This is a genomic window from Marinomonas spartinae (genome assembly GCF_016461715.1).
Taxonomy (GTDB): domain Bacteria; phylum Pseudomonadota; class Gammaproteobacteria; order Pseudomonadales; family Marinomonadaceae; genus Marinomonas; species Marinomonas spartinae_A.
Genome location: NZ_JAEMUI010000001.1, coordinates 193,088 through 219,338, shown reverse-complemented (window position 1 = coordinate 219,338; position 26,251 = coordinate 193,088). Strand labels below are relative to the sequence as shown.

Sequence of the window (26,251 nt, the reverse complement as noted above, 5' to 3'; positions counted from 1 at the left end):
TGGTCAACAACCTTAATAACCTAAGGTTGTTGACCTACCCCTTTAACTCACTCTTAAGCTCGGTGTGTCATACCAATTCTTACGGTAACATTCGCCACTTACGACAGCGCTTTTTAAAGAGTGTGTAGCCTTTTTCAACAACGACGTTATACGGCGATGTCGTAGTTTTCATCAAAATAGCTTTTCGCTTCTGGCATGTCGTCTTCTTTAGCACACACTTCTTTGATTGCGTTCTCAAGAATGTCAATACCTTGCTTGAGGTCCTCGTCGCTAATAATCAAAGGACAAAGGAACTTAACAACATGATCATCCGCACCAGATGTCTCAATCATTAGGCCATTTTGGAAACATTTGTGGGTAATTTTTCCGGCAAGCTCACCACTTACACAATTGATACCGCGCATCATGCCTCGTCCATGTAGAGTAAAGTTACCTTCACCATATTTATCCACAATGGCTTGAGTACGTTTCAGGATGTAATCCCCTTTGCGCTGAATCTCTTTTTCAAAGGTATTGTCTTGCCAAAAAGTATCAATGGCGGCTTTTGCTGTGACAAATGCCAAATTATTACCACGGAAAGTACCGTTATGCTCACCTGGTTTCCATTGGTCCAATTCAGGTGTCATAAGGACAATGGCAAATGGCAGACCATAACCACCAATTGACTTCGACATGGTAACGATGTCTGGCTTGATGCCCGCAGGCTCAAAGCTAAAGAAAGTACCTGTACGACCACAACCGGCTTGAATGTCATCAACAATCAGTAACACTTCGTGTTTTTTACAAACGGCTTCAAGGTTCTGTAACCATTCAAAGCTGGCTGCATTAATACCGCCCTCGCCCTGAACTGTTTCAACAATAACCGCAGCGGGAAGGTCAACACCACTGCTTGAATCCGACAATACTTTGTCTAAATATTCCGTGGTTTCAATGCCATCACCAAGGTAGCCATCAAAAGGAACGGTTGAAACACCGGCACCTAAACTGGTACCAGCGGCGCCACGGTGATGAGAGTTGCCCGTTACCGATAGGGCACCCAAGCTACAACCGTGGAAACCGTTCGTGAAACTCACAATGTTTTCACGGCCCGTTACGTTTCGAGCAAGCTTCAATGCGGCTTCAACGGCGTTTGTTCCTGTGGGCCCAGTAAATTGAACCATATACTCCAGATTACGGGGTTTTAAAATATACTCATTAAAACTCTCCAAAAAGGCGGCTTTCGCTTTGGTATGCAAATCCAAGCCGTGAGTTACGCCGTCTTCCATAATGTATTCAATCAGTTTTTCTTTGAAAACAGGGTTGTTATGGCCATAGTTCAACGTACCAGCCCCTGCTAGGAAGTCGATGTATTTGTTGCCATCCTCGTCAAACAAATGGGCACCTTGGGCGCGATGAAAAACACGAGGGAATGAACGTGCGTATGATTGTACTTCCGATTCAAGCTCTTCAAAAATTTTCATGCTAATACTTCCTCTTAATTAAATTTATGCAAATCAACAAACAGAACAGGGAACAGAGGCCTCATCAAAAAGGGCCGATACGAACCAAAAATTCTGTGTCATGTTTTCCTTGAAAGTGACTATCTTTATCGTATTGAACTGAGTCTTCTAACGGTGCGCCTAATTGCTTAGCCATACTGCGAAACAGTGCCCAAGACGCCCCATTGGATTTAGTAATAGTGGTTTCTATATAAGCCACATCGGAACAAATTGGGCGCTCTAATAAAGCCGATAGCATTTTTTTCGCCAAACCTCGACCTCGTGCAGCTTCACCAACCGCCACCTGCCATACAAACAAGGTATTTGTTCGATTTGGAATCAAGTAGCCAGAAATAAAGCCAACTAAACGACCCTCTAGCATTGCTGAGACACTTGTCTCACTAAAGTGATCTGCTTGCAGCAAGTTGCAGTACACCGAATTGGTATCCAGTGGTGGACAACTAGCAACCAACTGGTTAATCAACATACCGTGCTCTGCTCTTGGTTTAATAAGCTCTATGTTATTCAAAACCACACCTCAATAAATTAGAAAACAAAGTATCTCTTTAATGAATGAGTGTTCTCAAATACACAAACACCCATTAACCCCCCGTATCACGGAGGATAAATAATTCATTTATCACTCAACACCCAGAAAAGTGATTTGATGTCTAACCATTTTAGACAGATTAAAACATATGTCCAGCTTTTATTTAGAGAACTAATGTTTTGTTGAGTAATATTTTCTTCAAGAGAACTTGGTGTATTTACGGAACCCCTTAAGGCATAAGGCATTGCAGAAAGATCGACTTAAAATAAAAAATGTCGTTTTTTTGTTGCATGAACGAGACAAAATTTGGAGAATCCTGCCCCTTAACAAAGCCAGACCCCACAAATCGAACCGATCACCATTTAATGGTAATGAGAGAACCTTGCATAACAACATGACTCGCAACGCTCTCAATGTAAGTTGTTTGTAGGGGGCGGCGTGATATTGCTGTTTAACTTTCAACTTTTTTAGAGATTATTATGCAAGAAAAGACATCTAGTCAGGGCTCATGGGCGAGCCGATGGGTATTTATTATGGCGGCAACGGGTTCTGCTGTCGGCCTTGGAAATATTTGGAAATTTCCCTACATCACGGGGGAAAATGGCGGCGGAGCCTTCGTTCTAGTCTATCTAGTATGTATTTTGTTTGTGGGCATTCCTATCATGATGGCTGAGGTCTTTATTGGTCGTCGTGGTAGAAAAAACCCCGTCGACTCTCTGGAGGATGTTGCAGAGGAGTCCGGTCAGACTAAAGCATGGGGCCTCATTGGCATCGTTGGTATGTTCACGGGCATTATGATTTTTTCTTTCTACTCCATTGTCGCAGGGTGGGTATTGAACTATATCAAAGCCATGGCCACAGGAGAGCTAGCTGGACTGACATCCGATCAGGCCAATGCCACTTTTAAAGCCCTACTAGCCGATCCCATGACCCTACTTGGCTGGCATACCTTGTTCGTTGTTATGACGGTGTTTGTGGTAGCCAGAGGTGTCAATAAGGGACTTGAAATGGCAACTCGTATTATGATGCCTGCGCTTTTCATCCTTCTGCTTGTTCTGCTTGGTTATGCCATGAGCACAAAAAGCTTCTCCGCTGGTTGGCATTTCATGTTTGATTTTGACTTCAGTAAATTAAGCTGGAGTGCTGTGTTAGTTGCCTTAGGCCATTCTTTCTTTACCTTATCTCTTGGCATGGGCACCATGATGGCTTACGGCTCCTATATGCCAAAGAAAGCGTCTATTGGTAGTACCGTGATCGCCATTGGCGCTTTGGATACATTGGTTGCGCTGGTTGCTGGCTTGTGTATTTTCCCTGTGATCTTCGCTAATGGAATGGATCCTGCCGCAGGCCCAGGCTTGATGTTTATGTCCTTACCCGTTGCCTTTGGGCAAATGCCTTTTGGTCAACTGTTTGGTTTCCTATTCTTTGTTCTTGTAGGCATCGCCGCTTGGACATCCTCTATCTCACTGATGGAGCCAACCGTTGCTTTTATCGTGGAACGCATGAAGATCAAACGCATTACTGCTTCCATCGCCATCGGTTTCATCGTTTGGTTACTTGGCATCGCTTGTCTTGGTTCTTTTAACTTTATGAGTAACATTACCCTCTTCGGTAAGAATATCTTTGACTTCTTAGACTATGCGACGGCGAATATCATGTTACCTCTTGGCGGTATCTTCACCGCACTATTCGCTGGCTGGGCTGTTAAATCAAAATTCTCTGAAGAAGAGCTATCGGTCTCTAAGCTATTTTTTTCATATTGGAAAATAAGCGTGATGGTCATAAGTCCCATCGCTGTTGCTATCGTTTTTGTTCTAAACCTTTAACTAAAAACGGTTCAGCAAACACATCAAAGCCTCATTTGCCTATAGGTAAATGAGGCTTTTTTATAAAAACGTCAAATCACATGATCAAACAAGCACCCAGATTACATGGATCTTAGCGCATAACTCTCACTGGCTGATTCGACAATATTCACTAACATGGCCTGACTCTTTGATCCTGAATAACGTGCCCAAATTTTCTCGTGAAAGTAAAAAGCCACGGTGTTAATGGCAGGCTCTATAAGAGCCACCGCACCACCAACCAACACGCTTCCGGTAATAACATAGGCAACCGTAAAGGCAATGGTAAAGTGCATCACGGCAAAAGTAAGTGTTTTCGTCATGTGAATCTCCTCTGTTTTTCTAAGCTCTTTTGATAGCTTTGATAATAGAGGAGATTTTTTAATTAACTAAATACATTGTATGCATAGTTCTAATAGATATTTTATTAAAATAATTCATGCATATCGATCATTGATAGAAGAAGCTATGCCTCAATTAATAAGACTTGGATAAGGCAAATCCTAAAATCCCTTCTAATGGCTCAGAATATGCACAAACCGACTTGGCTAATACTGATTTGCTCTCTTGCAACGCCACCCAGAAACCGGCCCCAATAACAGAAGTGCGTCTATTCCAGGAAGACATCATAGTTACCGAGTCATCAATATTGCTAATAAACTCTCCTTCTGCAAATACAATCACGCCCTGAGGATCAACCCCCAATACAAGCTCATTAAGCTCTTGATAAGTGGTCATCATGGGCATAACAGCACAGGAATAACCTTGGTCATTGAGCATGGCGGCGGCGACAAAACACCACAAAGTGCGTTGCCCCAACAACCCAGTGATCAACACCTTAGGAGCCGCTTTTTGTTGATCCTTTAATGTCATTAACCGAGAGGACAAGCAAGCCGTCAGAACGGTTTCGCAAAAGCGACCAGCCGCTAATCGGGCCAGCTTATCAAGACTGGGAACGAGCCAATTGCGCACAGCGATTGATGTAGGATATTGAGAGAAAATCTGTTGGTATAAGCGCTCTATTTTGTACTCATCAAATACACATGAGGCTGTTACCAACTGATCTTGCCAATCTAACCACTCGTTGGAAAGTTCCAGATTCTCCAACGATGCCCCTTTGTCCAATAAAGAACGTACTTTGCTAACAGAAACACCTTGCTGAATCCAATGGACAATGGCTTCAACACGTTGCACATCATTTAGATTGTACAAGCGATGGCCTTTTGCAGTTCGTTTTGGTTTCAACAAACCATAACGCCGCTCCCAAGCCCTCAAGGTCACAGAATTTACTCCTGTCTTTTCCGATAAAGTACGGATAGCAAATAGGTCTACGTCCTCTTCATTCAAATCATTTTTCACCTAACGATCTCTCCTTCAAGCCTATTAAGCCAAGATCTTCGAACTAAAAACTATACAAAAATATATTTGTACAAGATATATTGCATTTCTTGTACAAGCATCTATATTGTATAAATAATAACTTGTACAAGCAATTTTATCGTACAAGTCTTACAAACAGACAATACAGATCAAGGTGACATCATGAGAGAGCAAAAAATGCCCAAGGACACCCTATACAACTCGCCATCATACTATGACGTTGCGATTATCGGGGCAGGTCTTTCCGGCAGTTTATGCGCTCAGCAGCTCTCTCGTATGGGATGGTCTGTCTGTGTTATCGAAAAGAGTCGCGGCTCTGGTGGCCGTGCCAGTAGCAAACATCTCGACCAAAACACAAGCTGTGAGCTTGGCACGCCATTTATTTCAATTCACCACAAAGACACTAAGCCGCTTTTTGCGTCATTAGTCGAACAAGGTATTGCCGCCTACTGGCCCGATGCACAGGCGTATGTTGGCATTCCTAAAATGAGCGCCATTACTCGCCATTGGTTAACTAACAGTGACTTAATCACTAATACACGCATCAATTCTCTTGAACAAATCGATTACGTTGAGCAAGGCAGTCTAGCGACAACAGATATCTGGCGACTTTATGATGAACAACATCAGGCCATTGCTCAAGCTAAATTCCTCATTGTTACTATACCAGCGTCTCAGGCGGTGACACTATTATCGACAACTCAGCAGATTGATGAGCTAATCGCATGCGCCCATCAGGCGGCCCAAACGACCCAGCCTCAATGGGCAATGTGCCTAGACACAGAACAGTCAACGCTACCACCGATTCTCATACCTAAATCATCGACATTGCAGCGACTTGTCAAAGACAGTGCCAAACCCAATAGAAGACAAGGACATAACGGCTCAGAAAGATGGGTTATACAAGCTTCCCCTGAGTGGACACAACACTACTTGGACGAGGATAAAAACACCATTGCCACCTTACTCATCCAAGCATTTTTCCATGAGACCCAACTCATACCGAAAAAAACAAGCGAGCCCCATCGCTGGCTGCTGGCACGAACCGACGTCTATAACCATCAACAGCCGTTTATGTGGCACTCCCCAAAAAACATCGGCCTGGCGGGTGATTGGCTCTGTCAAGGCGATGCTGAAGGAGCCCTGATAAGTGCTTTGGGTTTATGTGACTATCTCAATCAGATGAGGATAACAAGATGACAACCATTGAACAGCTTCCACAAAAGCAATTTCATGCGGATCATTTAAATCACCGAATTCCTGTGGGCATCAGCGCCTGCTTGCTGGGGGATAACGTTCGCTTTAATGGCGGACATAGCCGATCCACTTATTGCGATCAACATCTGAGCGACTATTTTGATTATCAAAAGTTCTGCCCAGAAGTTGCCGCAGGTTTTGGAACACCACGGCCAACACTGCGTCTTGAAGGAAACCCAGAGGCCCCAAGAATGACCTATTCCAATCAAAAAGGAGGCGATGTTTCCGATGTATTCATGGCCGCCAGCCAACCCTATATTGAGCAGCTAGGTCACTTGGATGGCTATATTTTGATGAAAAACTCCCCAAGCTGTGGGCTAGAGCGTATCAAGGTCTATCAAGAAAATGGTCACCCTCATATGCAGCGCACAGTAGGATTATTCACCCGCGCCTTAAAAGCTCGTTATCCATTCTTACCAGTCGAAGAAGACGGTCGACTCAACGACCCTATGCTACGTGAAAACTTTTTAACACGCGTGTTCGCTCACCATGAATTTCGCCACTGCGTGAACGCCAAACCAAGCATGAAAGCCCTGATTGCTTTTCATAGCCGCTACAAATATTTGGTCATGGCCCATTCACAATCTGCCTATAAACAATTGGGCAAAATGCTCTCAGGTAATGACCCCAGAACACTAGATGAACTAAAAGCCGCGTACTTTGAGGTTTTCATGACGGCTCTGTCACAGCCTGCTAAACGGAAAAACCACTGTAACGTGTTAATGCACCTTATTGGCTATCTAAAACGCTCTGTTGATTCCTCGATTCGTCAAGACATATTAAACGTAGTTGAACAATATCGGCGCGAAGAGGTAAACCTCGCCACGCCCGTCGCCCTGTTGCACCACTACTTGAAACATCATGGCAGTCAATATGTGCAAGAGCAACGTTATTTTGCCCCCTACCCAAGTGCGCTTGGCATCCGCAATACCATCTAGTTAGTCGTAGAATAGTAGGAGGCCATTATGGTCATAGAACAACTCGTCTGGATCCGGAACGATCTACGTTGGCAAGACAATCCAGCCCTATATTTTGCCTCCCTAAAAGGCCCCATTCGGGTGCTTGTGATTGCCACACCAAAACAATGGCAAAAGCATCATGAATCCGAGGCAAAAACAGGACTGAGAGCCGGCCTGATTCGCTGCTTGTTTAGCAAACTGGCTAGTCTAGGTATTCCAGCAGATCTCATTGAAGGAGAGTATTTTGAGCAAGTACCTGATATTCTGCGCCAATATTGTCAGGACAACGCCATAAAGCATGTCTGGTACAACCAAGACTTGCCGATCGATGAAAGACAGAGAGATCAGGCGGTGAATCAAGCACTCCAAGGCATTCATATTGAAGTCCATCCACAAAAACCGGACTTGATTGTTTCCCGTCCTGTACTAAGTCAGCAAGGCACACCGTTTAAAGTTTTTACACCATTTTATAAACGCTGGCTCACCATGCTTAATGAGCAATCTATTGAGCCTCTACTCGCCCCCAAACAACAAGCAGATGCACTTGACAAGCAGCCCCTGACCATGGCGTGGCAGCGGCCATTTCGAGACGACCTTTGGAAGCCAGATCAAGACAAAGCCAGCCAGACACTTTGGCAATTTTGTCACCGTAAAGAAGGCCAGTATGACGAACAACGTGACTTTCCCATGACGCCGGGCACCAGTACTTTATCCCCTTACCTAGCCCTTGGCGCGCTGGGGCCAAGGGAATGTGTGTATGCCATAACCTATGTTTGCAATGAGCAAGGCCGATCATGGCAAGACAGTGTTTGGTTAAAAGAATTGGCTTGGCGAGACTTTTACCGTCAACTTATGGGACACTTTCCTACGCTATCAAAACACCACCCCTTTAAACCGGAGACAGACCAGATTGTGTGGCGCGATAATAAAGCGGAGCAGCTCGCTTGGCAAAAAGGCCAGACGGGATTTCCTATCGTCGATGCGGCCATGAGACAGCTGAATAAAACAGGTTGGATGCATAATCGCTTACGGATGATTACGGCAAGCTTCTTCAGCAAATTATTATTTGCAGACTGGCGAAGAGGAGAGCAGTACTTTATGAGTCAACTCATTGACGGCGAATTTGCGGCTAACAACGGTGGCTGGCAATGGAGTGCCTCAACGGGATGCGATGCGGCGCCATATTTTCGTGTTTTCAATCCCACAAGACAGTCGGAACGCTACGATACAAACGGTGAGTTTATTCGCCGTTTTGTTCCTGAGCTAAAAAGCTTGGATAACAAATCGATTCATAATCCGTCAACTGAGCAACGAAAAGCACTGGGTTACCCGAGCCCGATTGTAGATTATCAAGCCGCTCGAAAAGCAGCCATCGAAGCGTTCGATCGATTAAAAAATCATTCGTCCTAAGCCGTTAAATACTCTTAAAAACGGCCCTGCGACTTTTCGGGTCTAAACACCAAGAGGCTCTTTTGCAATAAAACTTTCGTAATGATTGGTTTAGCACTATAATTAGAGCTATAATATTTTATAATTGAGTCTATTTGATGTGTATTTTCTCACATATAATATAGGATTCTAACTTGCCAACATTGGCGATTATCTGTCACCTTTTTTATGAGTCGCTCTAGCAATATGCCTGAATCACAACATTTACATGATGTCCTTGTTCATTTACGCCGTATCATTCGTGCGACTGACTTACAGTCGAAACGAGTCGTAAAAGCTTGTGGGTTAACGATCCCTCAAATAATGGTGCTACGCTCTATTGAGAGCTTGGGCGATGTTACTGTTCGCAAAATATCCGACAGCGTCTCATTGAGCCAAGCCACAGTAACCACCATTTTAAATCGGTTAGAAGATCGCAAACTGGTTGAGCGTGTTAGAGCACAAAAAGACAAACGTATTGTAAACGCTAGACTAACCGATCAAGGTCGCACTTTACTGCACTCTGCTCCCCCTCTGCTACATGAAAAGTTCATTAGTGAGTTTGAAAGTCTACAAGGCTGGGAGCAAACTCAAGTTCTCTCCTCTTTACAGCGTATTGCCATCATGATGGACGCAGAACACATTGATGCTGCACCTCTTCTGGATATTAATTCTCCCAATCAATAACGCACGCACATCCTTAGATCACAAATCTTATAAAAACTCGACTGTGCAATATAGTCGAGTTTTTTTGTCAATAGACGAGCTTCCCAGGTCACCCTAACTTCACACTAACACCACTATTTTGGCCTCTCTGAGCGCCTATCTCAAACGTCTATTACGACAGTTTTCACGATATCGAACCGATAATAAATCCTTAATTTTTGATAAATCTGACAAAAATTTGCTATAAATACTTAGATATGTAAACTTAATTAATACAATAAAAATGCCACATCACATTCAAAAGGAAATTATTATGTATAAAAAAGCACTCCTTGCGGGGTTAATGACCCTTGCAACCACCTCTGTTTTCGCAGCAAATAGCCAATGCGGAAATGTCACTATCGCAAACATGAACTGGAACTCAGCGACATTAATGGCGAATGTAGACAAGTTCATCCTGAATCATGGTTATGGCTGCCATGCTGAACTCGTTCCTGGTGATACCATGCCGACGGGCACTTCCATGATAGAAAAAGGAGAACCAGACATAGCGCCAGAAATGTGGACAAATTCCATGAAAGACGCCATTGATCGCGGCGTTAAAGAAGGCCGCCTTAAAATTGCGGCGAAATCCCTCTCTGACGGTGGCGAAGAAGGGTTTTGGGTGCCTAAATATATGGTCGACAAGGATCCATCACTCGCCACCATCCAAGGAGTCATTAAACACGCGAAAGATTTTCCAAACCCTCAAGATAGCTCAGTCTCTGCATTTTACGGCTGCCCTCCTGGTTGGAACTGCCAAATATCAGCACAGAACCTTTTTAATGCATTACATCTAAAAAAAGCTGGGTTTGTTCTCGTCAACCCAGGTTCTGGAGCAGGCTTAGCAGGCACCCTAGCACATGCTTATGAAAAAAAAGCACCATGGTTTGGCTACTACTGGGCACCAACAGCCATTTTAGGGAAATATCAAATGGTGAAGGTAGATTTTGGTACTGGCGTCAATAAAAAAGAGTTTACAAGCTGTATCACGCAGGCAAACTGCTTAGATCCAAAACCCACCATGTACCCACCTTCCCCTGTTTATACGTTGACAACGGCTAAATTCGAGAAAAGATCCCCTGAAGCCTTTGCGTATTTACAGCATCGTTCATACACCAACAAGCAAATGAACAGCTTATTAGCTTGGATGGAAGACAACCAAGCTGACGGCCAATACGCTGCAGAAGAGTTCATGCTAAAACATAAAGATATTTGGTCGAAATGGGTTAGTAAAAAAGTGGCAGCTAAGCTCGATAAAGCACTTAACAATCTATAAATCTTGTATTCAGAGGGCTTCGTAAAGCCCTCTCTTATTTTATTTCGTCAAGAGACCCATATTATGTCTTCCAATTGGCTAACACAATTTCCTGATATGAGCCGTCGAGACTTACTCACCATTCGACAAACGTTAGATGGCGCTTATCGACATTTTTCACGCGAATACGGTGACGCAATCGAAGCGGCTTTTCATCCTCTTTTAAAATTTCTTATATGGTTTGATAATCTACTGCTTCAAACTCCTTGGTGGATCATCATCATTGCCATCACAGGCTTAGTTTATGCCGCTACCCGCTCTTGGAAATTGAGCTTAGGCGTCGTTATCTCATTGTTACTCATTGGCTACTTTGGTATGTGGGAAAACACGATGCGAACCCTAAGTATTATCACAGTGTGTACTCTTATTTCTATCGCTCTGGGTATTCCAATTGGCATCTTAATGGCACGTTCTGATCGAGCACAATCCATCATCACACCACTACTTGATGTCATGCAAACCATGCCTGCATTTGTTTACTTAATTCCAGTGGTTATGCTCCTTGGCATAGGTAAAATTCCAGGTGTGATAGCAGTGGTTATTTATGCGATCCCCCCCGTTATTCGCTTAACAAACCTAGGCATTAGGCTCGTCTCGAAAGAAACCCTTGAAGCGGCTACTGCCTTTGGGGCCACATCAACGCAAAGATTGCTAGGTGTGCAACTCCCTCTTGCCATGCCTACCATTATGGCGGGAATAAACCAAACCATCATGATGGCTCTCGCCATGGTTGTTATTGCCTCCATGATTGGGGTTAATGGACTTGGTCAACCGGTTCTCAGATCCATTACCAATCAATATTTCACGCTTGGACTTTTAAATGGCTTAGCCATTGTTGCGCTAGCGATTATCTTTGACCGAGTGTCACAAAGCTACGCGAAACGTACCCAAAAACACTTAGAGAGCGCCCACAATGACTGAACATAAAAACGACACTAGTGAGCCTTCTCTAGAAAAAAGTACAACCTTGATTGAAATAGAAGGCCTTTATCAGATCTTTGGCAACACCCCCAAAGAAGTGCTCCCTAAAGTCAAAGAGGGAGCAAGCAAAGAGGAGGTTCTTGCCGAAACGGGTCACACCGTTGGCTTACAGGATATTAATCTAAACATAAAACGCGGTGAGATCTTCGTGATTATGGGCCTATCAGGCTCAGGAAAATCAACCCTTATCCGTCACTTTAACCGCTTGATAGACCCAACGGCAGGTCTCATTCGGGTGGATGGTGATAACATCATGGAATTTTCCATGAAAGACTTAACAACTTTTCGCCGTCATAAGATGTCGATGGTCTTTCAGCATTTCGGCTTAATGCCTCACCGAACCGTACTAGAAAACGTTGGTTATGGTCTATCCATCAAGGGTGAAAGCAAGAAGGACTGGGAAGAAAAGGCCAATCAATGGCTTGATACGGTTGGTCTCACAGGATACGGAGAACAATACCCATCACAGCTCTCGGGTGGACAACAGCAACGTGTCGGCCTCGCTCGAGCGTTGTGTACAGACGCAGAAATATTGCTCATGGACGAAGCTTTCTCAGCATTGGATCCGTTAATTCGCAGTGAAATGCAAGAGCAGCTCTTGGATCTACAGGAAAACCTGCAAAAAACCATCATTTTCATCACTCATGATCTAGATGAAGCTCTTCGACTTGGTGATCGAATTGCAGTATTGAAAGATGGCAAACTGGTTCAAGTCGGCAATCCTGTTGATATCGTACTGAAGCCAGCGGATGCGTATGTTCGAGCCTTTGCAAAAGATGTCAACCGAGCCAGAGCGCTCAGCGTACAAACCATCATGACTGCTAATACTGAAAAACTAACAGGCAAAACAGCAGGTGATGTGAGAGCTGATTTTCCCAAAGATAAGGACCATGCGTTTGTTTTCGATGAAGAAGGCTATCAAGGCATATTAAGCAGAGCAAAGCTGGATGATATGGACGACGGCATGCTTATCAAAGAAGCATTGCAACCACTCAAGTCTGTACGTCAAAGCACACCATTGCAAGATGTGATTCCGATCGCCCTCACTTCCCCCTTCGATATTCCGGTGATTAATAAGAAAGGCGTATTAAAAGGGCGAATAGAGGCGAAAAAACTAGCCGACGTGTTGTCTCCTTAGCATTCTTAATGCTTTCCTAAAACCATTCAGTATCTCACAAGCGCAAAAATGGCCGCATAAGCGGCCATTTTTTGGCTTAACACCTCTATGAGTAAGCTTGTTGCTACTTAAGATTCAACACATCCTGCATGTCGTACAAGCCTGCAGCTTTGCCTTCTAGCCAATTCGCTGCACGCACAGCGCCTTTGGCAAACGTCATACGGCTACTGGCTTTATGAACAATCTCAATGCGCTCACCTTCGGTCGCAAACCAGACACTGTGTTCGCCTACCACATCTCCGGCACGAATGGTTTCAAATCCAATCTCTTTTTGAGTACGGGGGCCAATTTGACCTTCACGCCCGTAAACCGCGCATTCTTTCAGGTCTCGCCCTAATGCTTCCGCCACTACTTCCCCCATACGCAAAGCCGTACCTGAGGGTGAATCGACCTTGTGTCTATGATGCGCTTCAACGATTTCCACATCATAATCGTCGCCTAGAATCTTCGCAGCGGTAGAAAGCAGCTTCAATGTTAGATTCACACCAATACTCATATTAGGAGCAAAAACCACTGATGTTTTTTCTGCATAACTGGCCAATTGCGCTTTTTCAGCATTATTTAGACCGGTAGTGCCCACCACGATGGCTTTATTATGTTCTGCACAAAACGCCGCATTTTCAAGAGTTAGGCCTGGCGTAGTGAAATCGATCAATACATCAAAATCCGCCACACAATCGGCAAGTGAGGCGGTAGCCAAAACACCAAGCTTACCGATACCTGCTATCTCACCAGCATCCGCTCCCACAAGAGAACTATCTGATCGCACAATGGCAGCCCCTAAAGACACCCCATCGGTTTCATTGGTCGCGATAATTAGATTTTTACCCATGCGCCCAGAAGCGCCAATTACTGCAATTCTCATCCAACTCTATTCCTTAACCATCAATTGCATAAACCATAACAAATACGCACTTAAAACTCAGCTATAACCCACAACAAATAGCGACGAGAAAGCAAAAAAAGCCCGAATACTGATTAACTTCATCCAAGTAAATCTGCATTTGGGCTTTTTCATCGCCAACAAGGCCTCTAGTTAGGCTTTCATTCGCTCTGCTAAGTTGCCTTGCTCATAAGCTTCTTCTTCAATATGGGCAATATTCGTCACAATGCTTTCCGCGCTTTCAATACTTCTTAAACTTAACCCATCAACTTCTTGCATTTGATTATTCAAATCACGAGCTACCGACGCCTGCTCTTCTGAAGAGACATTGATTTGCGAAGTCATCTCAACAATTCGACTAATCGACACCTCAATATCTTTCATCTTTTCCGCTACAAGCGTCACTTTATCGACACCATCATGAGCAACCGCCGCCCCTTTATCGATGGTTTTAGTAACTTCGACGGTGTTGCTCTTCAAGGTTTCGGTCATTTTATGAATATTCTGAGTCGCCTCTTGAGTACGAATCGCCAACGCTCGTACTTCATCCGCCACAACGGCAAAACCACGTCCTGCTTCGCCCGCACGCGCAGACTCAATAGCCGCGTTCAATGCTAATAAATTCGTTTGTTCCGCAATATCACTGATGGAGTTGACCACGGTGTTAATACCATCACTTTGTGATGCCAAGATTTCCACAACTTTCTTCGCGGCTAAAATTTCGTTATAAACCTCACGCATGGTATCACCCGTTACCTTGGCAAGAGATTGACTTTCTCTGGAAGCCACTTCTACTTCCCCAGTCGCCTCAACGGCTTTCCCTACATGATCAGACACATCGTTTGCACTGGCCAGCACTTGTGAACTGGCCGATACAATACTCTGAAAAGTGTGGCGCTGCTGATTAAAGTTTGCCAAATTGCCGGTGACGCTTTCTTTGGCACCTGCTGCTCGCTTACGCAATTGTGCCGCCCCTTCTTTTAAACGATAGCGAAATGTGTCCGCCGCCGCTTGTTGATGAATATGAGCGAAGGGAATCGCCGCCTTTAAACCCACACTTTTTGTATAAAGATACTGGCCAATCGGATTATTGGCTTCCACGGGTAAAGCAGACGCTGTAGCATTGAGAGACTCACTTTGTACCCAAGACAGAATAAAACCTAGCAAGGCTACTACTGGGCCAGCTATTTGCAGCGCAAGTGAATTGGTTAACAGACTGATAACCCCTAGTAACACAAAGAAAAACAGTACAGGCCAAGTATGGTTGGTCAAATAAGCAAGTAGTTTTGTCTTAGTGGGTAACAGGCCTTTGCCAGCATTGATACGATCATAAATACTTTGTGCGTGATGAATTTCTTCCCTTGTCGCCTTACGACGGACGGATTCATAGCCAATAATCTTTTGATTGTCTATCAAAGGACTAACGTGGGCACTCACCCAATAGTGATCACCGCTTTTGCAGCGATTTTTTACGATCCCCATCCAGCTGTTGCCCTGCTTTAGATTTGCCCACATATCGGCAAATACAGCTGGAGGCACATCAATATGGCGAATAAGGTTATGCGGTGCTCCAATGAGCTCTTCCCTAGTGTAACCAGCTACCTCACAAAAGGCATCATTGACAAAGGTTATTCGCCCCTTCACATCCGTACTAGAGACAAGCACATAGTTGCTCGGATAATCACATTCCTTGTTGGTAACAGGCATCTTACGCATACATTCATCTCGTTTTATAATAATTAGAGCTTGTAACTTTATGTGTCCAATTGCATTTTATCAATCAATTAATATCGATATTAAAAAATATCACTCATCATCAAAATCACGATAGGCATCAGGCGCCAAATCTTCAAAGCGCGTGTATTTACCGACAAAAGCAAGTCGGCAGGTGCCAATCGGGCCATTACGCTGTTTACCGATAATAATTTCGGCGATCCCTTTGTGTGGTGTATCTTCATGGTACACCTCATCACGGTAGACGAAGGAAATCACATCGGCATCCTGCTCAATGGCTCCGGATTCACGCAAATCCGAGTTGACTGGACGCTTATTCGGACGGTTCTCCAAGCTACGGTTAAGCTGAGAAAGCGCCACCATTGGACACTCCATTTCTTTAGCAATGGCTTTTAAAGATCGAGAGATTTCAGAGATCTCATTGGTTCGACCTTCTGTGAAACCGGGTATTTGCATCAATTGAAGGTAATCGACCATGATCATGGCCACACCGCCATGTTCTCGAGCGATACGACGCACACGAGAGCGCATCTCTGTCGGGCTAATGCCCCCAGTGTCATCAATGAACAGCTTACGGTCTTTAAGCATTTTCACCGCTGACATCAATTTGTCCCAGTCTTCTTGCACTAACTGCCCTGAACGCATGCGCGTTTGGTCAATCCGGCCAAGGGAGGACAACATACGCATCATAAGTGCTTCCGCAGGCATCTCCAAACTAAAGACAATCACGGGCTTCTCACTGATCATGGTGGCATTTTCAACCAGATTCATCGCAAACGTCGTTTTCCCCATGGAAGGACGACCCGCGACGATAATTAAATCCGCTGGTTGCAAGCCTGCTGTCATGTTATCTAAATCCGTAAAACCAGTGCTCAATCCAGTAATTGCCCCATCCTGATGATACAGTTCATCAATCTTATCCACGGTGGCACTTAGAATATCAGAAGCGATTCTAGGCCCACCTTTTTTCTCCCCTCCTTCAGCGATTTGGAAGATTTTCCGTTCCGCTTCATCTAATACTTCTGCCGCCGTCATCCCTTCGGGATGAAAAGCACGAGCAGAAATATCACTAGTGGTCATAATCAAACGTCGTAGAATCGAGCGTTCACGCACAATATCTGCATAAGAGGCGATGTTAGAGGCACTTGGTGTCGCCTCAGCCACTTCGATAAGATAAGCCATGCCGCCAATGGACTCTAAATCACCTCGTTTATCAAGACGCTCCCCAATAGTGACAACATCAACGGGCTCACTGTCATCCACCAAACGAGCAATGACAGAAAAAATAAGCTTGTGTTCGGGACGATAAAAATCGTCTGCTATAACCAACTCAGAGACTTTTTCCCACGCTTGTGGATCCAGCATTAGACCACCGATAACAGAACGTTCTGCTTCGATAGAATATGGTGGTAACTTGATAGAAGCGACTTCAGAATCGTTTAATTGCACGTAAAAACACCCAAGGAAAAATGGAAAAATGACAGGGAAACAAGCTTACCATGACCATAAAAAAAGGGCATCTTGCATTAAACAAGATACCCTTTTTCAGTGTCAGAGATTCGTTAAAACGAATTACTGAGCAACTACTTCCAAAGTCACGGTTACAAGCACTTCTGGGTGTACTTGAACGTCGATTTCGAAAGAGCCAGTATGACGGATCGCACCTTCTGGAAGACGGATTTCTGCCTTCTCAACAGCCACTTCTTTAGAAATAGCTTCAGCGATATCACGTGTACCGATAGAACCAAAAAGCTTACCTTCATCACCAGCATTTGCTTCGATTTTGAAAGTTTTGCCTTCAAGTGTTTGAGCACGTGTTTCAGCTGCTGCTTTACGCTCAGCCGCTTGAGCTTCAAGCTCTGCACGACGCTCTTCAAAAGAAGCTAAGTTAGCTTTTGTTGCCATCACAGCTTTTTTGTTTGGAATCAAAAAGTTACGAGCATAGCCTGGTTTAACGACAGCAACGTCACCAATACCACCTAGCTTGTTTACTTTGTCGAGTAGAATAACTTCCATCTCGATCACCTCTAATTAATCATTCGCTATCACTTGAGTTGGATGACGTATCCCGGATGCGTTTTCGTATGTCAACGAAGCTATCAATCACGCTCAGCGTAATCAAAATATTCACAAATAACATATGCAAAAAAACGATACCAACTAGATAAAACGCAATCAGTCCAACAACCCCAATTCTTTTTTTTGCTAGAACACCGTGCACTAATGCAAGACCCGATAACACCAACGCTGGAATAGCTGCTTGAGATAAAATAAGGTATTGGCCACCTAGACCTTCGCCTAGTAACACCATTGCCCCCAAAATCAAACTAAATGCTATTGGCAACCTTAGTTCATGGAATTCTTTACGTAATCCACCAGGATTATAGAGCCCCGCCTGCCATTTTCTCGCTAAAAATAACGAGCCAACTGCAGCCATCACTTGGACAATAGACAATGCCATCACCGCCTGATGGTAAATAACACTTTTATCAGGTAAAGCCGCTACTTTCTCTTTAACCAAGACTTGTTGAATCATGTTAGTAACAAGCGTCAACATATCATGCATAATGAGTGGTAACAGCATGGCACTAATGACAGCAAGAAAACTGCTGACCAATAACACCCAACTCCACGACGTCGTTGATCTAAGTAAATAGGCCAACACCGTCACGTCAATCAATACCATTATCGCACTTGCATCACCTTGGATGACTGTCAACACGAGTATAGGAAGACAGCCCCAGGCTAATACAGGTATTCCTTCTTTTACACCGCGGCGAAGCACTACCAACCCAACAATGGCGGCAGCTATCCAGAATAAGAGAGGAATTATACTAAACGCCATCACACCAATAATGGCATTACGAGGACGTTGCATAACCCATTTTGCTAAACCACTCATTCTGTTACTTCAGCCCTGCCAATTAATTAAAGTGGCTATCAGTGTAAGGAAGTAAAGCAATGTAGCGAGCGCGTTTGATCGCAGTCGCTAGCTGACGCTGGTAACGTGCCTTAGTGCCAGTAATACGGCTAGGTACGATTTTACCAGTTTCAGTGATGTAACCTTTTAGTGTTTCTAAATCTTTGTAATCGATCTCTTTAACGCCTTCTGCTGTGAAACGGCAGAACTTACGACGACGGAAAAAACGAGCCATGAGTATCTCCTAGTTCAAATAAATTAATCTTCTGATTCTTCAGAAGACGTTTCTTCAGTATGTTCAGACTGGTTACGCTCTTCACGTTGAGGAGCAGAACGACGATCTTCACGACTTTCAGAAGCTTTGATTGGAGAAACGTCAGTTACCGCTTCTTTACGACGAATAACCAAATTACGGATAATCGCATCGTTGTAGCGGAAAGTGTCGTTTAGTTCGTTCAAAACACTATCAGAACACTCAACGTTCATAAGAACGTAATGTGCTTTGTGAATTTTGTTGATTGGGTAAGCTAGTTGGCGACGGCCCCAATCTTCTAGACGATGAACTTGACCACCATCTTCAGTGATTAGATTAGTATAACGCTCAACCATTGCTGGTACTTGTTCGCTTTGATCTGGGTGAACCAGAAAGACGATTTCATAATGACGCATTTAAGCTCCTTATGGGTTCTTAGTCTCCACACTTCCCCTGTTATAAAGCTGTGAGACAAGGAGTATTGATTTACAGGGACGCGAAGTATATAGCAGATCGCACAATAAATAAACGTTTTGCTAATGCTTTGATGGATAAATTTCCCACCTTCTCTATAAGAAAGACAACATGCTCTTAATTTATTTACAAAACACCATAATACTCATAGCATACAATTTCTTTACTTAATTTGTCGTTGATTCATTGTTATGAAAGGATTTACACCCATGTTGCGTTCTCTTCCTCCTCTAACCGCCATAGTGACGCTTATGGTCTTAAGCAGTAACGCACTTGGTGCCGACTTTTCATTTGGTGTAGTAGGCACTCGTACCTCTTCTGTCTATAAAGACACCCCCCCTCAAAATGCTGCGTTTCCTTTTGTTTCCATTGTCAGCGAACGCGGCTACTTAAAAGGCACTGAAGTGGGCTACAGCCTTTTACCGAATGACTCCCGTCAAAACATATCGGCTATTGTCGAATACAACATGGATAGTTTTGATCCTAAGGACTCTAATAATAAACAAATGCAACTGTTGGATCGACGCAAGGCCGCTGCGATGGCGGGGATACGCCTCAAATACAATTTTTTGTTTGCCAAACTTGTGACCGATATTAGCAATCGACATGATGGTTACTATGGACTAGTAGGCGCGGCCTACCCTGTCAACGTCTCAGCTTGGAGAATTACCCCATCGATTACCTATAAATATTTGGATAAAAAGATGAGCAACCACTTGTACGGTGTTAGCCAAGCAGAATCCATCAGAACAGGTGGTGTCATCCCAGAATACGACTCAACCAGTACACACAAAATGACCATTGCCGTGCGTGGTGACTACAGTGTCAATGCTTCTTTAAACTTATTTGTAGGGGTCAGTCATTCGGACTACAAAAGAGTGTTAGACAGCCCAATGGTGACGAAAGATTATAGCTATTCTCTTTCTACTGGGATTATTTACCACTTTTAAGTGAGCATAGGTTTTCGAATGTCGAATATTCCAAGCCATGATGTTATGTGGCTTGGGAACCCATGAGAGATCGGCCTATCAGTATTGATCTTAAATAAAACGCTTCATATCTTCCATTATGTTGGCATGATATTCATTTTTACCGAAATTAGCATCGCCACACTTTTAAACCCTAGCAAGCAAAAGGCAGCCAAAGCCTAACAAACATAGCGTTATCGTCGTCGAACCATGCGTGCACTGATCAGTACACTGAAAAAAATAAAGACAATACCCAACACCGCAAGTGCATTAGGCACATGCCCCCAAATTGCCCACCCCCAAAGACCACTAAAAATCACTCCGACATAACTAACAGGAGAAACAATACTGGCTGGGGCAAAGGAATAGGCTTTGGTATACAAATACATACCCAAATACAGAGTTACACAAACCGTCAATACCAAAGGCCAAGTCGACATTGGTAAAATCAGGGAATCACCACGCACCAGTACCAACAAAAGCGATAATAACGCTGAGATGATAAAGTAAACGATCATAGTTTCTTGACCACTCACCTGGTGGGAGAGCATTCGTGTCGTTACCATAGAAAATGCCAACCCTACCGCCGATAACAACCCAACAATTTGCCAAGGATCAATATGGTCAATACTAGGCTGAATAACCAAAGACACCCCAATAAAACCAATGATTAACGGCAACCAGCGCGCTTTAGGTATGGTAATTTTATGCATCACCAACACCACAAAAGGCACACACAGTGGCGCGCAATAACGCAGTAAGGTGGCTTCAACAAGAGGAATATGATTCAGAGCCAAATAGTAAAATAGAAAACCAGAAAAGCCCCCGACACTGCGCAGAAAATGAATTTTCCAAACCTCTTTTGAACGACGTTGCCAATGTCCATAAAGCTGAGGGTAAAGCACAATAATACAAAATACACTCTGCCAAAATACCAAAACAGGCACCGGGATCGTTTGCTGAACCTGTTTTGCAGCCACCCCCATAATAGACATGATGAAGGCATACACAACGGTGGCAATAATCCCTTTTTTGAGTAAGTCCGCCTCATTCGCTAAGCCAGCCACGATTGCACTCTCCATCTATTAAGTATTAAGTCACCCAAATCCTCACAAATATACTGAGACTGCTGCAACATGTCACGAGACAAGTGAAGGCAAAAGCATTTTTAATCAAAACAAGCAAATAGCATCACCTCGAGACAACCCGACTCTGACTTTATCCAGTAGAATAAGCCGTTTTAGGAAGCTATGGTCATCCTTAAGTAATGCGAAAACGCCTCGGGAATCCGACCGCCGGACAAGACTGACGCCTCTTCATTTGCCATAATTTTGCCCTTTTCAATCAACATCACCTTTCCACCAACAAAAACCGCCTCGCTGGGCATATGAGACACAAGCAACGTCGTCATGCCGAAACGCTCAGTCACATCGTTCACCAAGGCTAACATTTCCTCTCGCAATGCTGGGTCGAGAGCGCTAAACGGCTCATCCAATAATAAAATAGGTTTTTCTCTCACCAGAACTCGGGCAATGGCAACACGCTGCGCCTGTCCACCAGACAAAGCTTGTGGGTATTGATCCGCTTTATCCGATAATTGTGTTTGCTTGAGCGCCCAACTGACCTTAGCCTTTTGTTCAGCCTGCAATGACAACGAAGGGGCGATCCCCACGGCCACATTCTGCCAAACCGTCAGTTGAGGAAACAAGTTATCACTTTGAAACAAGGTCGAAATAGGACGCTCATAAGGCAATAAATGCTCTAAAGCCTGCCCCTGAAAAGACACACTACCACGACCTTGCAGAAAACCACCCAGCAAATGCAACAAGGTACTTTTCCCTTCTCCACTGGCACCCAACAATGTCGTCATACCCGGCGCTAAAGACGTTTGGTAATGAGCATGGAACGCGTCCCAGTCATAATATAAATCAATACTTAACATGTGTTTTCCCGCCAATAAAACGCACTGATAGATAAAAAAGCAGCAAACACAGACAAATCAAAATAACCGCGATGCAAGAGCCCTCTTGTAGTCGATAGGAGCCGATCAATTGAAAGAGATACAAAGGCAAAGACACCAAGCCTTGGCTACCAAATAACGCAATCACCCCCATATCCCCGAGGGAAAGCAATACGGCATAACCAAATGCCTGAGACACACTTTTCCGAATCAGCGGCCACTCAATCACTAGCCGGTTCGCCCCATGAATGCCCAAACTTGTATACAGGTTACGAAAGCGTTTTTCTTGCTGATATAACACCGGCATCAAAGCACGCAATACAAAGGGCAAAGCCATCACAGCATTGACCCAAACCACTACCCAATATCCAGATAGGGAGCTTAAACCAATGCTTCGCAACCATAAAAACAGCCCCGTTGCCAACACTAGCCCTGGCACCATAAGAATCATGCTGCCTAACTGTTCGATTTTACTGGATAAAAAAGCCAGCCGCCCTCGATCCATAGTCATGCGCGCCAACACACCAAAACAGCCGCCTAAAAACAAACTTAACAGAGCGGCTGGAATAGCAATTTTCAGCGACACCCATACGGCCTGCCACGTCGCATCCGCCATAAGAGTCTGATAAAACGTTACCGAGAAAATGGGATCAAAAATCGCCAAAAAAGGGGGAATCACTAAAAAGACCGCTAGCGCCATAGCCAGACAATCCCCAAACAGAGCCAAAATACTGTCTTTTAAAGGGTATAGGCGAGCATCCAGTAAGCTAACATCTTGCTGATTTGCCGGGGCAAACCGATACACCATTAAGGCAACGAGACTACAAATACTCACCTGCAACAAAGACAAAAAACTCGCCTTATTAAGATCAAAATCGAACCTTAGTGCCTGATAAATAGCCACTTCTAATGTGCTTGATTTCGGGCCGCCCCCTAAACTTAACACCACCGAAAAACTCGAAAAGCACAGCATAAAAATCAAGACAAATGCACCCGGCAAGGCTTTTTTAATATAGCTCCACTCGATTAAGCGAAACGCTGTCCAGCGAGAGAACCCAAGCTGAGACGCTAAACGCCATTGACCAGACGGTACCAAACCATAACTTTGCAATAGCAAGCGAACCGCCAATGGCATATTAAAAAACACATGGGCCAATAAAATCCCAAGCAATCCATAAAGCGGTGTCTCAACACCAAACAAGGCATGCAACCAACCTGAGTGCCCATAAACCACCACGATTCCCAAGATCGCCACGATGGTCGGAACAACCATAGACACTGCAAACAGCTGCAACAGTACCCCACGCCCCTTAAATTGACGATGGGTTAAACAGGAAGCAACGGGCACCGCAATCAATAAGCTCAGTACACTACTCAGCAGGGCTTGCCAAAGAGAAAAGCGAACCACACGCCAAAGATAGATATTGTGTAAATAACCAGACCAAGACTCGAACTGACTAAAACGCAAAAGAGCTGCCAGACTGGCCGCTCCCACCAACACAAATACCAACAAGCCAAGCAATGCAGGCGTTAGCCGAAACCAAGTAGCGAGATGATAACCCTTTCCTGGCATTAGCGAGTCGTCGCCTCAAGCCATTCGTTGGTCCACTGTGCACGGTGGCTGGCCACCTCAGCCGCAGGCAGCGTTAGCACCTTAGTAGGTCGTTGTCTGCTCGCAAAAGCTTTAGGCAGCCCTTCGGGCAACTTGATCACTGGCAACATCCAGTTTCCCGTCGCCACAGTCGACTGAAAGCCAGGAGTCAGTATAAAGGCCATAAACTCTTTAGCCAGTTTGGGGTGCGGCGCATGTTTCATCATCGCCGCGACTTCCACCTGAGGATAGTAACCTTCACTGGCCGGAGCAGCTTTATATTTGGTCACCCCCTCTTCCATAATGTGGTAGGCAGGAGAAGTGGTATAGCTCAACACCACATCCCCTTCTCCCTTTAAGAACAAGCTGTAAGCGTCTGACCAGTTTTTACTAACCGTGACCGTATGTTTTGCCAAGGTCGCCCACGCCTCAGCGGCTTTGTCCCCATAAACAGATTTCATCCACAACAATAGCCCCAACCCTGGAGTGCTGGTTCTAGGGTCTTCATAAATCACCCGTAAGTGTTGATTATCAACGATATCTTTTAAACTTGTCAGTGGCGTCTTAAGCTTGTCAGCGTTATAAACAAAAGCAAAATAGCCATGATCAAATGGCACAAAAACAGGATCATGCCAACCGCCGGGTAAGGTGACTTTGCTGGTATCCACCCCCGACTTGGCTAACAACCCCGTTTTTTCCGCTTTATGCATCAGGTTTAAATCCAGCCCTAGCACTACATCAGCATTGGAACTTGACCCTTCCAACTGCACACGCGATAGAATTCCAACGGAGGAATCAACAGAAACAAAATTCAGGGTACAGCCGCACTCTTTTTCAAAATTGGCCTTTACCGCAGGTCCTGGCCCCCACTTTGACGCAAAAGAATCATAAGTATAGACATTTAGGGTTTGTGCCGTCGCACTGGCAGATAAAGATGATAGCGCCCCAGCTACCAAAGAGGCTAAGACAAAAGATTTATTCATAAGTGTCGCTCCTAAAAAATGAGCGGCGTACGGGAGGGAAAAGGCAAGTGTGACTTGCTATCTCGATTCCTACGCCAGCATGATCTGGATCAGGTTCAATGGGTTGGCGTAAGCCTCTCAGCGTTCATAACAAAAATGAACACACCCCATGAGATAATGTGTGGGTATTGTAAAGAGTCGTTCAGCGGAAGTCTATTTCTGATAACACTCGGGTTACCGCCCCCTGGTTTTGTTGAGCAAATCGCATCGCGGCTTGACCAAGACGATGACGCTGACTGGCTTTTCCTGACAACGATAGTACCACCTCAGCTAACTGAGCTTCATCCTGACAACGAATCGCTCCATTGGCGCGCAGCAGCTGCTCAGTAATCTCAGCGAAATTAAACGTATGTGGTCCCACTAGGGTTGCTTTCCCCAACAGCGCAGGCTCGATCGGGTTATGACCACCACGACGAATTAAGCTACCGCCGACAAAAGCCAAATCCGCCGCCTGATAGTAATGCATCAACTCCCCCATGGTATCGCCAATAACCACATTAAAATCGGCCCACTGAGATAACTCAACGCCACTGCGTAATGCCACTTTATCAAACATGCTTTTTGCTAACTCGAAAGTTGCGGCAAAGCGTTCCGGGTGGCGAGGTACAAGCACCAAAAGTGCGCCAGGTATTTTCTCCACCAGCTGTCGATGGACAGTTAATAGGATCTCATCTTCCCCTTGATGGGTACTGCCCGCCACCCAAACAAACGGACTGGTCATCTGAGTTTGCCAATTATCTGCGACAACCGCTTCTGGCACCGTCAAATCAAATTTAATACTACCAGTGACAATGACTTGTTTTGCTCCTAAGGCCGCAAAGCGATCCGCATCGGCTTGAGCGTGAGCAAGAAACGTATCCGGTAATTGCATCAGGGGACGTGACACCATTGAAAACTTTTCATAACGACGAAACGAGCGCTCACTCATGCGAGCATTCACAATATCAACCTTGATCCCCTTGCGCTTAGCCTGACGTAAGAGATTCGGCCAAAGCTCCGTTTCGACAATCAGCAAATGGCGACACTCAAGACGCTTAAGCGCTCGCCTAACACTGCAACGCCAGTCCATGGGTAAATATCGATGCTCAGCAAATGGAAAGGTCTTTGCCACTTGCTCCGCCCCAGTTGGCGTCATGGTCGTAATCAACAAGGGGCGATTGGGATATTTAGCTCGCCATTGCTCCACTAATGGACGAACCGCTAACACCTCGCCAACAGAAGCGCAATGAATCCAAAGGTCTGCCTTCACTGAAGGCCAAACACCTAAGGCTTCTTTCGCTCGATAGTGCGCATAGTCTTTTTTAAAACGCTGCACTTTGACGAGAATAAGCGGCGTAGCAACCCATAACAATAAGCGATATAGCCACAT

25 protein-coding genes and 1 riboswitch are annotated in these 26,251 nt (G+C 44.7%); of the genes, 9 read left to right on the top strand and 16 right to left on the bottom strand.

Annotated elements, in window-relative coordinates; all coding sequences use genetic code 11:
- Nucleotides 1-146: 146 nt before the first annotated feature.
- Together ectB and ectA are read right to left on the bottom strand one after the other, a co-directional pair.
- Complete coding sequence (ectB, locus tag JHD45_RS00985) at nt 147-1,460, bottom strand: diaminobutyrate--2-oxoglutarate transaminase (protein ID WP_199474164.1); 1,314 nt, start codon at nt 1,458-1,460, stop codon at nt 147-149.
- 64 nt (nt 1,461-1,524) lie between these two features.
- Nucleotides 1,525-2,013 (bottom strand): diaminobutyrate acetyltransferase, encoded by a 489-nt coding sequence (gene ectA / locus JHD45_RS00980; RefSeq protein WP_325097251.1) that lies wholly within the window; start codon nt 2,011-2,013, stop codon nt 1,525-1,527.
- Nucleotides 2,014-2,507: 494 nt separating this feature from the next.
- On the opposite strand from ectA, the gene JHD45_RS00975 reads away from it, so the two are divergent.
- The gene (locus JHD45_RS00975; protein ID WP_199474160.1) at nt 2,508-3,854 is read left to right on the top strand and encodes a sodium-dependent transporter; all 1,347 of its coding nucleotides are present in this window, start codon (nt 2,508-2,510) and stop codon (nt 3,852-3,854) included.
- A 101-nt stretch (nt 3,855-3,955) separates the two neighbouring features.
- Here JHD45_RS00975 and JHD45_RS00970 read toward each other — a convergent pair whose 3' ends face one another.
- Nucleotides 3,956-4,195 (bottom strand): DUF2061 domain-containing protein, encoded by a 240-nt coding sequence (locus JHD45_RS00970; RefSeq protein ID WP_199474158.1) that lies wholly within the window; start codon nt 4,193-4,195, stop codon nt 3,956-3,958.
- A gap of 154 nt (nt 4,196-4,349) precedes the next feature.
- Complete coding sequence (locus JHD45_RS00965) at nt 4,350-5,231, bottom strand: MerR family transcriptional regulator (protein ID WP_199474157.1); 882 nt, start codon at nt 5,229-5,231, stop codon at nt 4,350-4,352.
- A 183-nt stretch (nt 5,232-5,414) separates the two neighbouring features.
- Here JHD45_RS00965 and JHD45_RS00960 point away from each other — a divergent pair, with 183 nt between their 5' ends.
- The 7 genes from JHD45_RS00960 (at nt 5,415) to JHD45_RS00930 (ending at nt 13,038) form a co-directional block, all read left to right on the top strand.
- Nucleotides 5,415-6,452, top strand: a complete 1,038-nt coding sequence (locus JHD45_RS00960) for an NAD(P)/FAD-dependent oxidoreductase (RefSeq protein ID WP_233407481.1) — start codon at nt 5,415-5,417, stop codon at nt 6,450-6,452.
- Nucleotides 6,449-7,447, top strand: a complete 999-nt coding sequence (locus JHD45_RS00955) for a YbgA family protein (RefSeq protein WP_199474155.1) — start codon at nt 6,449-6,451, stop codon at nt 7,445-7,447. Before JHD45_RS00960 ends, JHD45_RS00955 begins: the two co-directional genes overlap by 4 nt.
- A 27-nt stretch (nt 7,448-7,474) precedes the next feature.
- The gene (phrB, locus tag JHD45_RS00950) at nt 7,475-8,878 is read left to right on the top strand and encodes a deoxyribodipyrimidine photo-lyase (protein ID WP_199474153.1); all 1,404 of its coding nucleotides are present in this window, start codon (nt 7,475-7,477) and stop codon (nt 8,876-8,878) included.
- A 225-nt stretch (nt 8,879-9,103) separates the two neighbouring features.
- On the top strand, nt 9,104-9,583 hold the full coding sequence (locus tag JHD45_RS00945) for a MarR family winged helix-turn-helix transcriptional regulator (RefSeq protein ID WP_199474151.1): 480 nt from the start codon (nt 9,104-9,106) through the stop codon (nt 9,581-9,583).
- A 292-nt stretch (nt 9,584-9,875) separates the two neighbouring features.
- Nucleotides 9,876-10,880 carry an ABC transporter substrate-binding protein gene (locus JHD45_RS00940; RefSeq protein ID WP_199474148.1) on the top strand — a complete coding sequence of 335 codons (1,005 nt, stop codon included), beginning with the start codon at nt 9,876-9,878 and terminating at the stop codon, nt 10,878-10,880.
- Between the two features lie 63 nt (nt 10,881-10,943).
- The gene (locus JHD45_RS00935; protein ID WP_233407479.1) at nt 10,944-11,840 is read left to right on the top strand and encodes an ABC transporter permease; all 897 of its coding nucleotides are present in this window, start codon (nt 10,944-10,946) and stop codon (nt 11,838-11,840) included.
- Nucleotides 11,833-13,038 carry a quaternary amine ABC transporter ATP-binding protein gene (locus JHD45_RS00930; RefSeq protein ID WP_199474146.1) on the top strand — a complete coding sequence of 402 codons (1,206 nt, stop codon included), beginning with the start codon at nt 11,833-11,835 and terminating at the stop codon, nt 13,036-13,038. Before JHD45_RS00935 ends, JHD45_RS00930 begins: the two co-directional genes overlap by 8 nt.
- 103 nt (nt 13,039-13,141) lie before the next feature.
- On the opposite strand, the gene dapB is transcribed toward JHD45_RS00930, so the two are convergent.
- The 7 genes from dapB to rpsF all read right to left on the bottom strand — a co-directional run bounded on the left by dapB (nt 13,142) and on the right by rpsF (nt 19,283).
- A complete protein-coding gene (gene dapB / locus JHD45_RS00925; RefSeq protein WP_199474144.1) occupies nt 13,142-13,942 on the bottom strand; it encodes a 4-hydroxy-tetrahydrodipicolinate reductase in 801 nt (266 codons plus the stop codon).
- Between the two features lie 171 nt (nt 13,943-14,113).
- Nucleotides 14,114-15,676 carry a methyl-accepting chemotaxis protein gene (locus JHD45_RS00920; RefSeq protein ID WP_199474142.1) on the bottom strand — a complete coding sequence of 521 codons (1,563 nt, stop codon included), beginning with the start codon at nt 15,674-15,676 and terminating at the stop codon, nt 14,114-14,116.
- A 90-nt stretch (nt 15,677-15,766) separates the two neighbouring features.
- Nucleotides 15,767-17,143, bottom strand: a complete 1,377-nt coding sequence (dnaB, locus tag JHD45_RS00915) for a replicative DNA helicase (RefSeq protein WP_199474141.1) — start codon at nt 17,141-17,143, stop codon at nt 15,767-15,769.
- Nucleotides 17,144-17,266: 123 nt separating this feature from the next.
- Complete coding sequence (gene rplI, locus JHD45_RS00910; RefSeq protein WP_199474139.1) at nt 17,267-17,710, bottom strand: 50S ribosomal protein L9; 444 nt, start codon at nt 17,708-17,710, stop codon at nt 17,267-17,269.
- Nucleotides 17,711-17,729: 19 nt separating this feature from the next.
- Entirely contained in the window at nt 17,730-18,596 is an 867-nt protein-coding gene (locus tag JHD45_RS00905) for a hypothetical protein (protein ID WP_067013625.1), read from the bottom strand.
- Between the two features lie 22 nt (nt 18,597-18,618).
- Nucleotides 18,619-18,849 carry a 30S ribosomal protein S18 gene (rpsR, locus tag JHD45_RS00900; protein WP_067013623.1) on the bottom strand — a complete coding sequence of 77 codons (231 nt, stop codon included), beginning with the start codon at nt 18,847-18,849 and terminating at the stop codon, nt 18,619-18,621.
- Between the two features lie 23 nt (nt 18,850-18,872).
- A complete protein-coding gene (gene rpsF, locus JHD45_RS00895; protein WP_199474137.1) occupies nt 18,873-19,283 on the bottom strand; it encodes a 30S ribosomal protein S6 in 411 nt (136 codons plus the stop codon).
- A gap of 267 nt (nt 19,284-19,550) precedes the next feature.
- Between rpsF and JHD45_RS00890 the strand changes: the two genes are divergently transcribed.
- On the top strand, nt 19,551-20,291 hold the full coding sequence (locus JHD45_RS00890; protein ID WP_199474135.1) for a MipA/OmpV family protein: 741 nt from the start codon (nt 19,551-19,553) through the stop codon (nt 20,289-20,291).
- Nucleotides 20,292-20,503: 212 nt separating this feature from the next.
- Here JHD45_RS00890 and JHD45_RS00885 read toward each other — a convergent pair whose 3' ends face one another.
- From JHD45_RS00885 to JHD45_RS00865, 5 genes are all read right to left on the bottom strand, one after another.
- Nucleotides 20,504-21,376, bottom strand: a complete 873-nt coding sequence (locus tag JHD45_RS00885) for a DMT family transporter (RefSeq protein ID WP_325097250.1) — start codon at nt 21,374-21,376, stop codon at nt 20,504-20,506.
- A 173-nt stretch (nt 21,377-21,549) separates the two neighbouring features.
- Nucleotides 21,550-22,251 carry an ATP-binding cassette domain-containing protein gene (locus JHD45_RS00880; protein ID WP_199474131.1) on the bottom strand — a complete coding sequence of 234 codons (702 nt, stop codon included), beginning with the start codon at nt 22,249-22,251 and terminating at the stop codon, nt 21,550-21,552.
- Nucleotides 22,238-23,842 carry a thiamine/thiamine pyrophosphate ABC transporter permease gene (gene thiP, locus JHD45_RS00875; protein ID WP_199474117.1) on the bottom strand — a complete coding sequence of 535 codons (1,605 nt, stop codon included), beginning with the start codon at nt 23,840-23,842 and terminating at the stop codon, nt 22,238-22,240. Before thiP ends, JHD45_RS00880 begins: the two co-directional genes overlap by 14 nt.
- Complete coding sequence (gene thiB / locus JHD45_RS00870; RefSeq protein ID WP_199474103.1) at nt 23,842-24,843, bottom strand: thiamine ABC transporter substrate binding subunit; 1,002 nt, start codon at nt 24,841-24,843, stop codon at nt 23,842-23,844. Before thiB ends, thiP begins: the two co-directional genes overlap by 1 nt.
- A 48-nt stretch (nt 24,844-24,891) precedes the next feature.
- A riboswitch (TPP riboswitch) is annotated at nt 24,892-25,002 on the bottom strand.
- Between the two features lie 22 nt (nt 25,003-25,024).
- On the bottom strand, nt 25,025-26,251 hold the full coding sequence (locus JHD45_RS00865) for a 3-deoxy-D-manno-octulosonic acid transferase (protein ID WP_199474100.1): 1,227 nt from the start codon (nt 26,249-26,251) through the stop codon (nt 25,025-25,027).

Bases quoted from the DNA above. Each gene is read 5' to 3' on its own strand.
- ectB (WP_199474164.1), bottom strand. From the start codon at position 1,460: ATGAAAATTTTTGAAGAGCTTGAATCGGAAGTACAATCATACGCACGT.
- JHD45_RS00975 (WP_199474160.1), top strand. From the start codon at position 2,508: ATGCAAGAAAAGACATCTAGTCAGGGCTCATGGGCGAGCCGATGGGTA.
- JHD45_RS00970 (WP_199474158.1), bottom strand. From the start codon at position 4,195: ATGACGAAAACACTTACTTTTGCCGTGATGCACTTTACCATTGCCTTT.
- JHD45_RS00960 (WP_233407481.1), top strand. From the start codon at position 5,415: ATGAGAGAGCAAAAAATGCCCAAGGACACCCTATACAACTCGCCATCA.
- JHD45_RS00955 (WP_199474155.1), top strand. From the start codon at position 6,449: ATGACAACCATTGAACAGCTTCCACAAAAGCAATTTCATGCGGATCAT.
- phrB (WP_199474153.1), top strand. From the start codon at position 7,475: ATGGTCATAGAACAACTCGTCTGGATCCGGAACGATCTACGTTGGCAA.
- JHD45_RS00945 (WP_199474151.1), top strand. From the start codon at position 9,104: ATGCCTGAATCACAACATTTACATGATGTCCTTGTTCATTTACGCCGT.
- JHD45_RS00940 (WP_199474148.1), top strand. From the start codon at position 9,876: ATGTATAAAAAAGCACTCCTTGCGGGGTTAATGACCCTTGCAACCACC.
- JHD45_RS00935 (WP_233407479.1), top strand. From the start codon at position 10,944: ATGTCTTCCAATTGGCTAACACAATTTCCTGATATGAGCCGTCGAGAC.
- JHD45_RS00930 (WP_199474146.1), top strand. From the start codon at position 11,833: ATGACTGAACATAAAAACGACACTAGTGAGCCTTCTCTAGAAAAAAGT.
- dapB (WP_199474144.1), bottom strand. From the start codon at position 13,942: ATGAGAATTGCAGTAATTGGCGCTTCTGGGCGCATGGGTAAAAATCTA.
- JHD45_RS00920 (WP_199474142.1), bottom strand. From the start codon at position 15,676: ATGCGTAAGATGCCTGTTACCAACAAGGAATGTGATTATCCGAGCAAC.
- rplI (WP_199474139.1), bottom strand. From the start codon at position 17,710: ATGGAAGTTATTCTACTCGACAAAGTAAACAAGCTAGGTGGTATTGGT.
- JHD45_RS00905 (WP_067013625.1), bottom strand. From the start codon at position 18,596: ATGAGTGGTTTAGCAAAATGGGTTATGCAACGTCCTCGTAATGCCATT.
- rpsR (WP_067013623.1), bottom strand. From the start codon at position 18,849: ATGGCTCGTTTTTTCCGTCGTCGTAAGTTCTGCCGTTTCACAGCAGAA.
- rpsF (WP_199474137.1), bottom strand. From the start codon at position 19,283: ATGCGTCATTATGAAATCGTCTTTCTGGTTCACCCAGATCAAAGCGAA.
- JHD45_RS00890 (WP_199474135.1), top strand. From the start codon at position 19,551: ATGTTGCGTTCTCTTCCTCCTCTAACCGCCATAGTGACGCTTATGGTC.
- JHD45_RS00880 (WP_199474131.1), bottom strand. From the start codon at position 22,251: ATGTTAAGTATTGATTTATATTATGACTGGGACGCGTTCCATGCTCAT.
- thiP (WP_199474117.1), bottom strand. From the start codon at position 23,842: ATGCCAGGAAAGGGTTATCATCTCGCTACTTGGTTTCGGCTAACGCCT.
- thiB (WP_199474103.1), bottom strand. From the start codon at position 24,843: ATGAATAAATCTTTTGTCTTAGCCTCTTTGGTAGCTGGGGCGCTATCA.
- JHD45_RS00865 (WP_199474100.1), bottom strand. From the start codon at position 26,251: ATGTGGCTATATCGCTTATTGTTATGGGTTGCTACGCCGCTTATTCTC.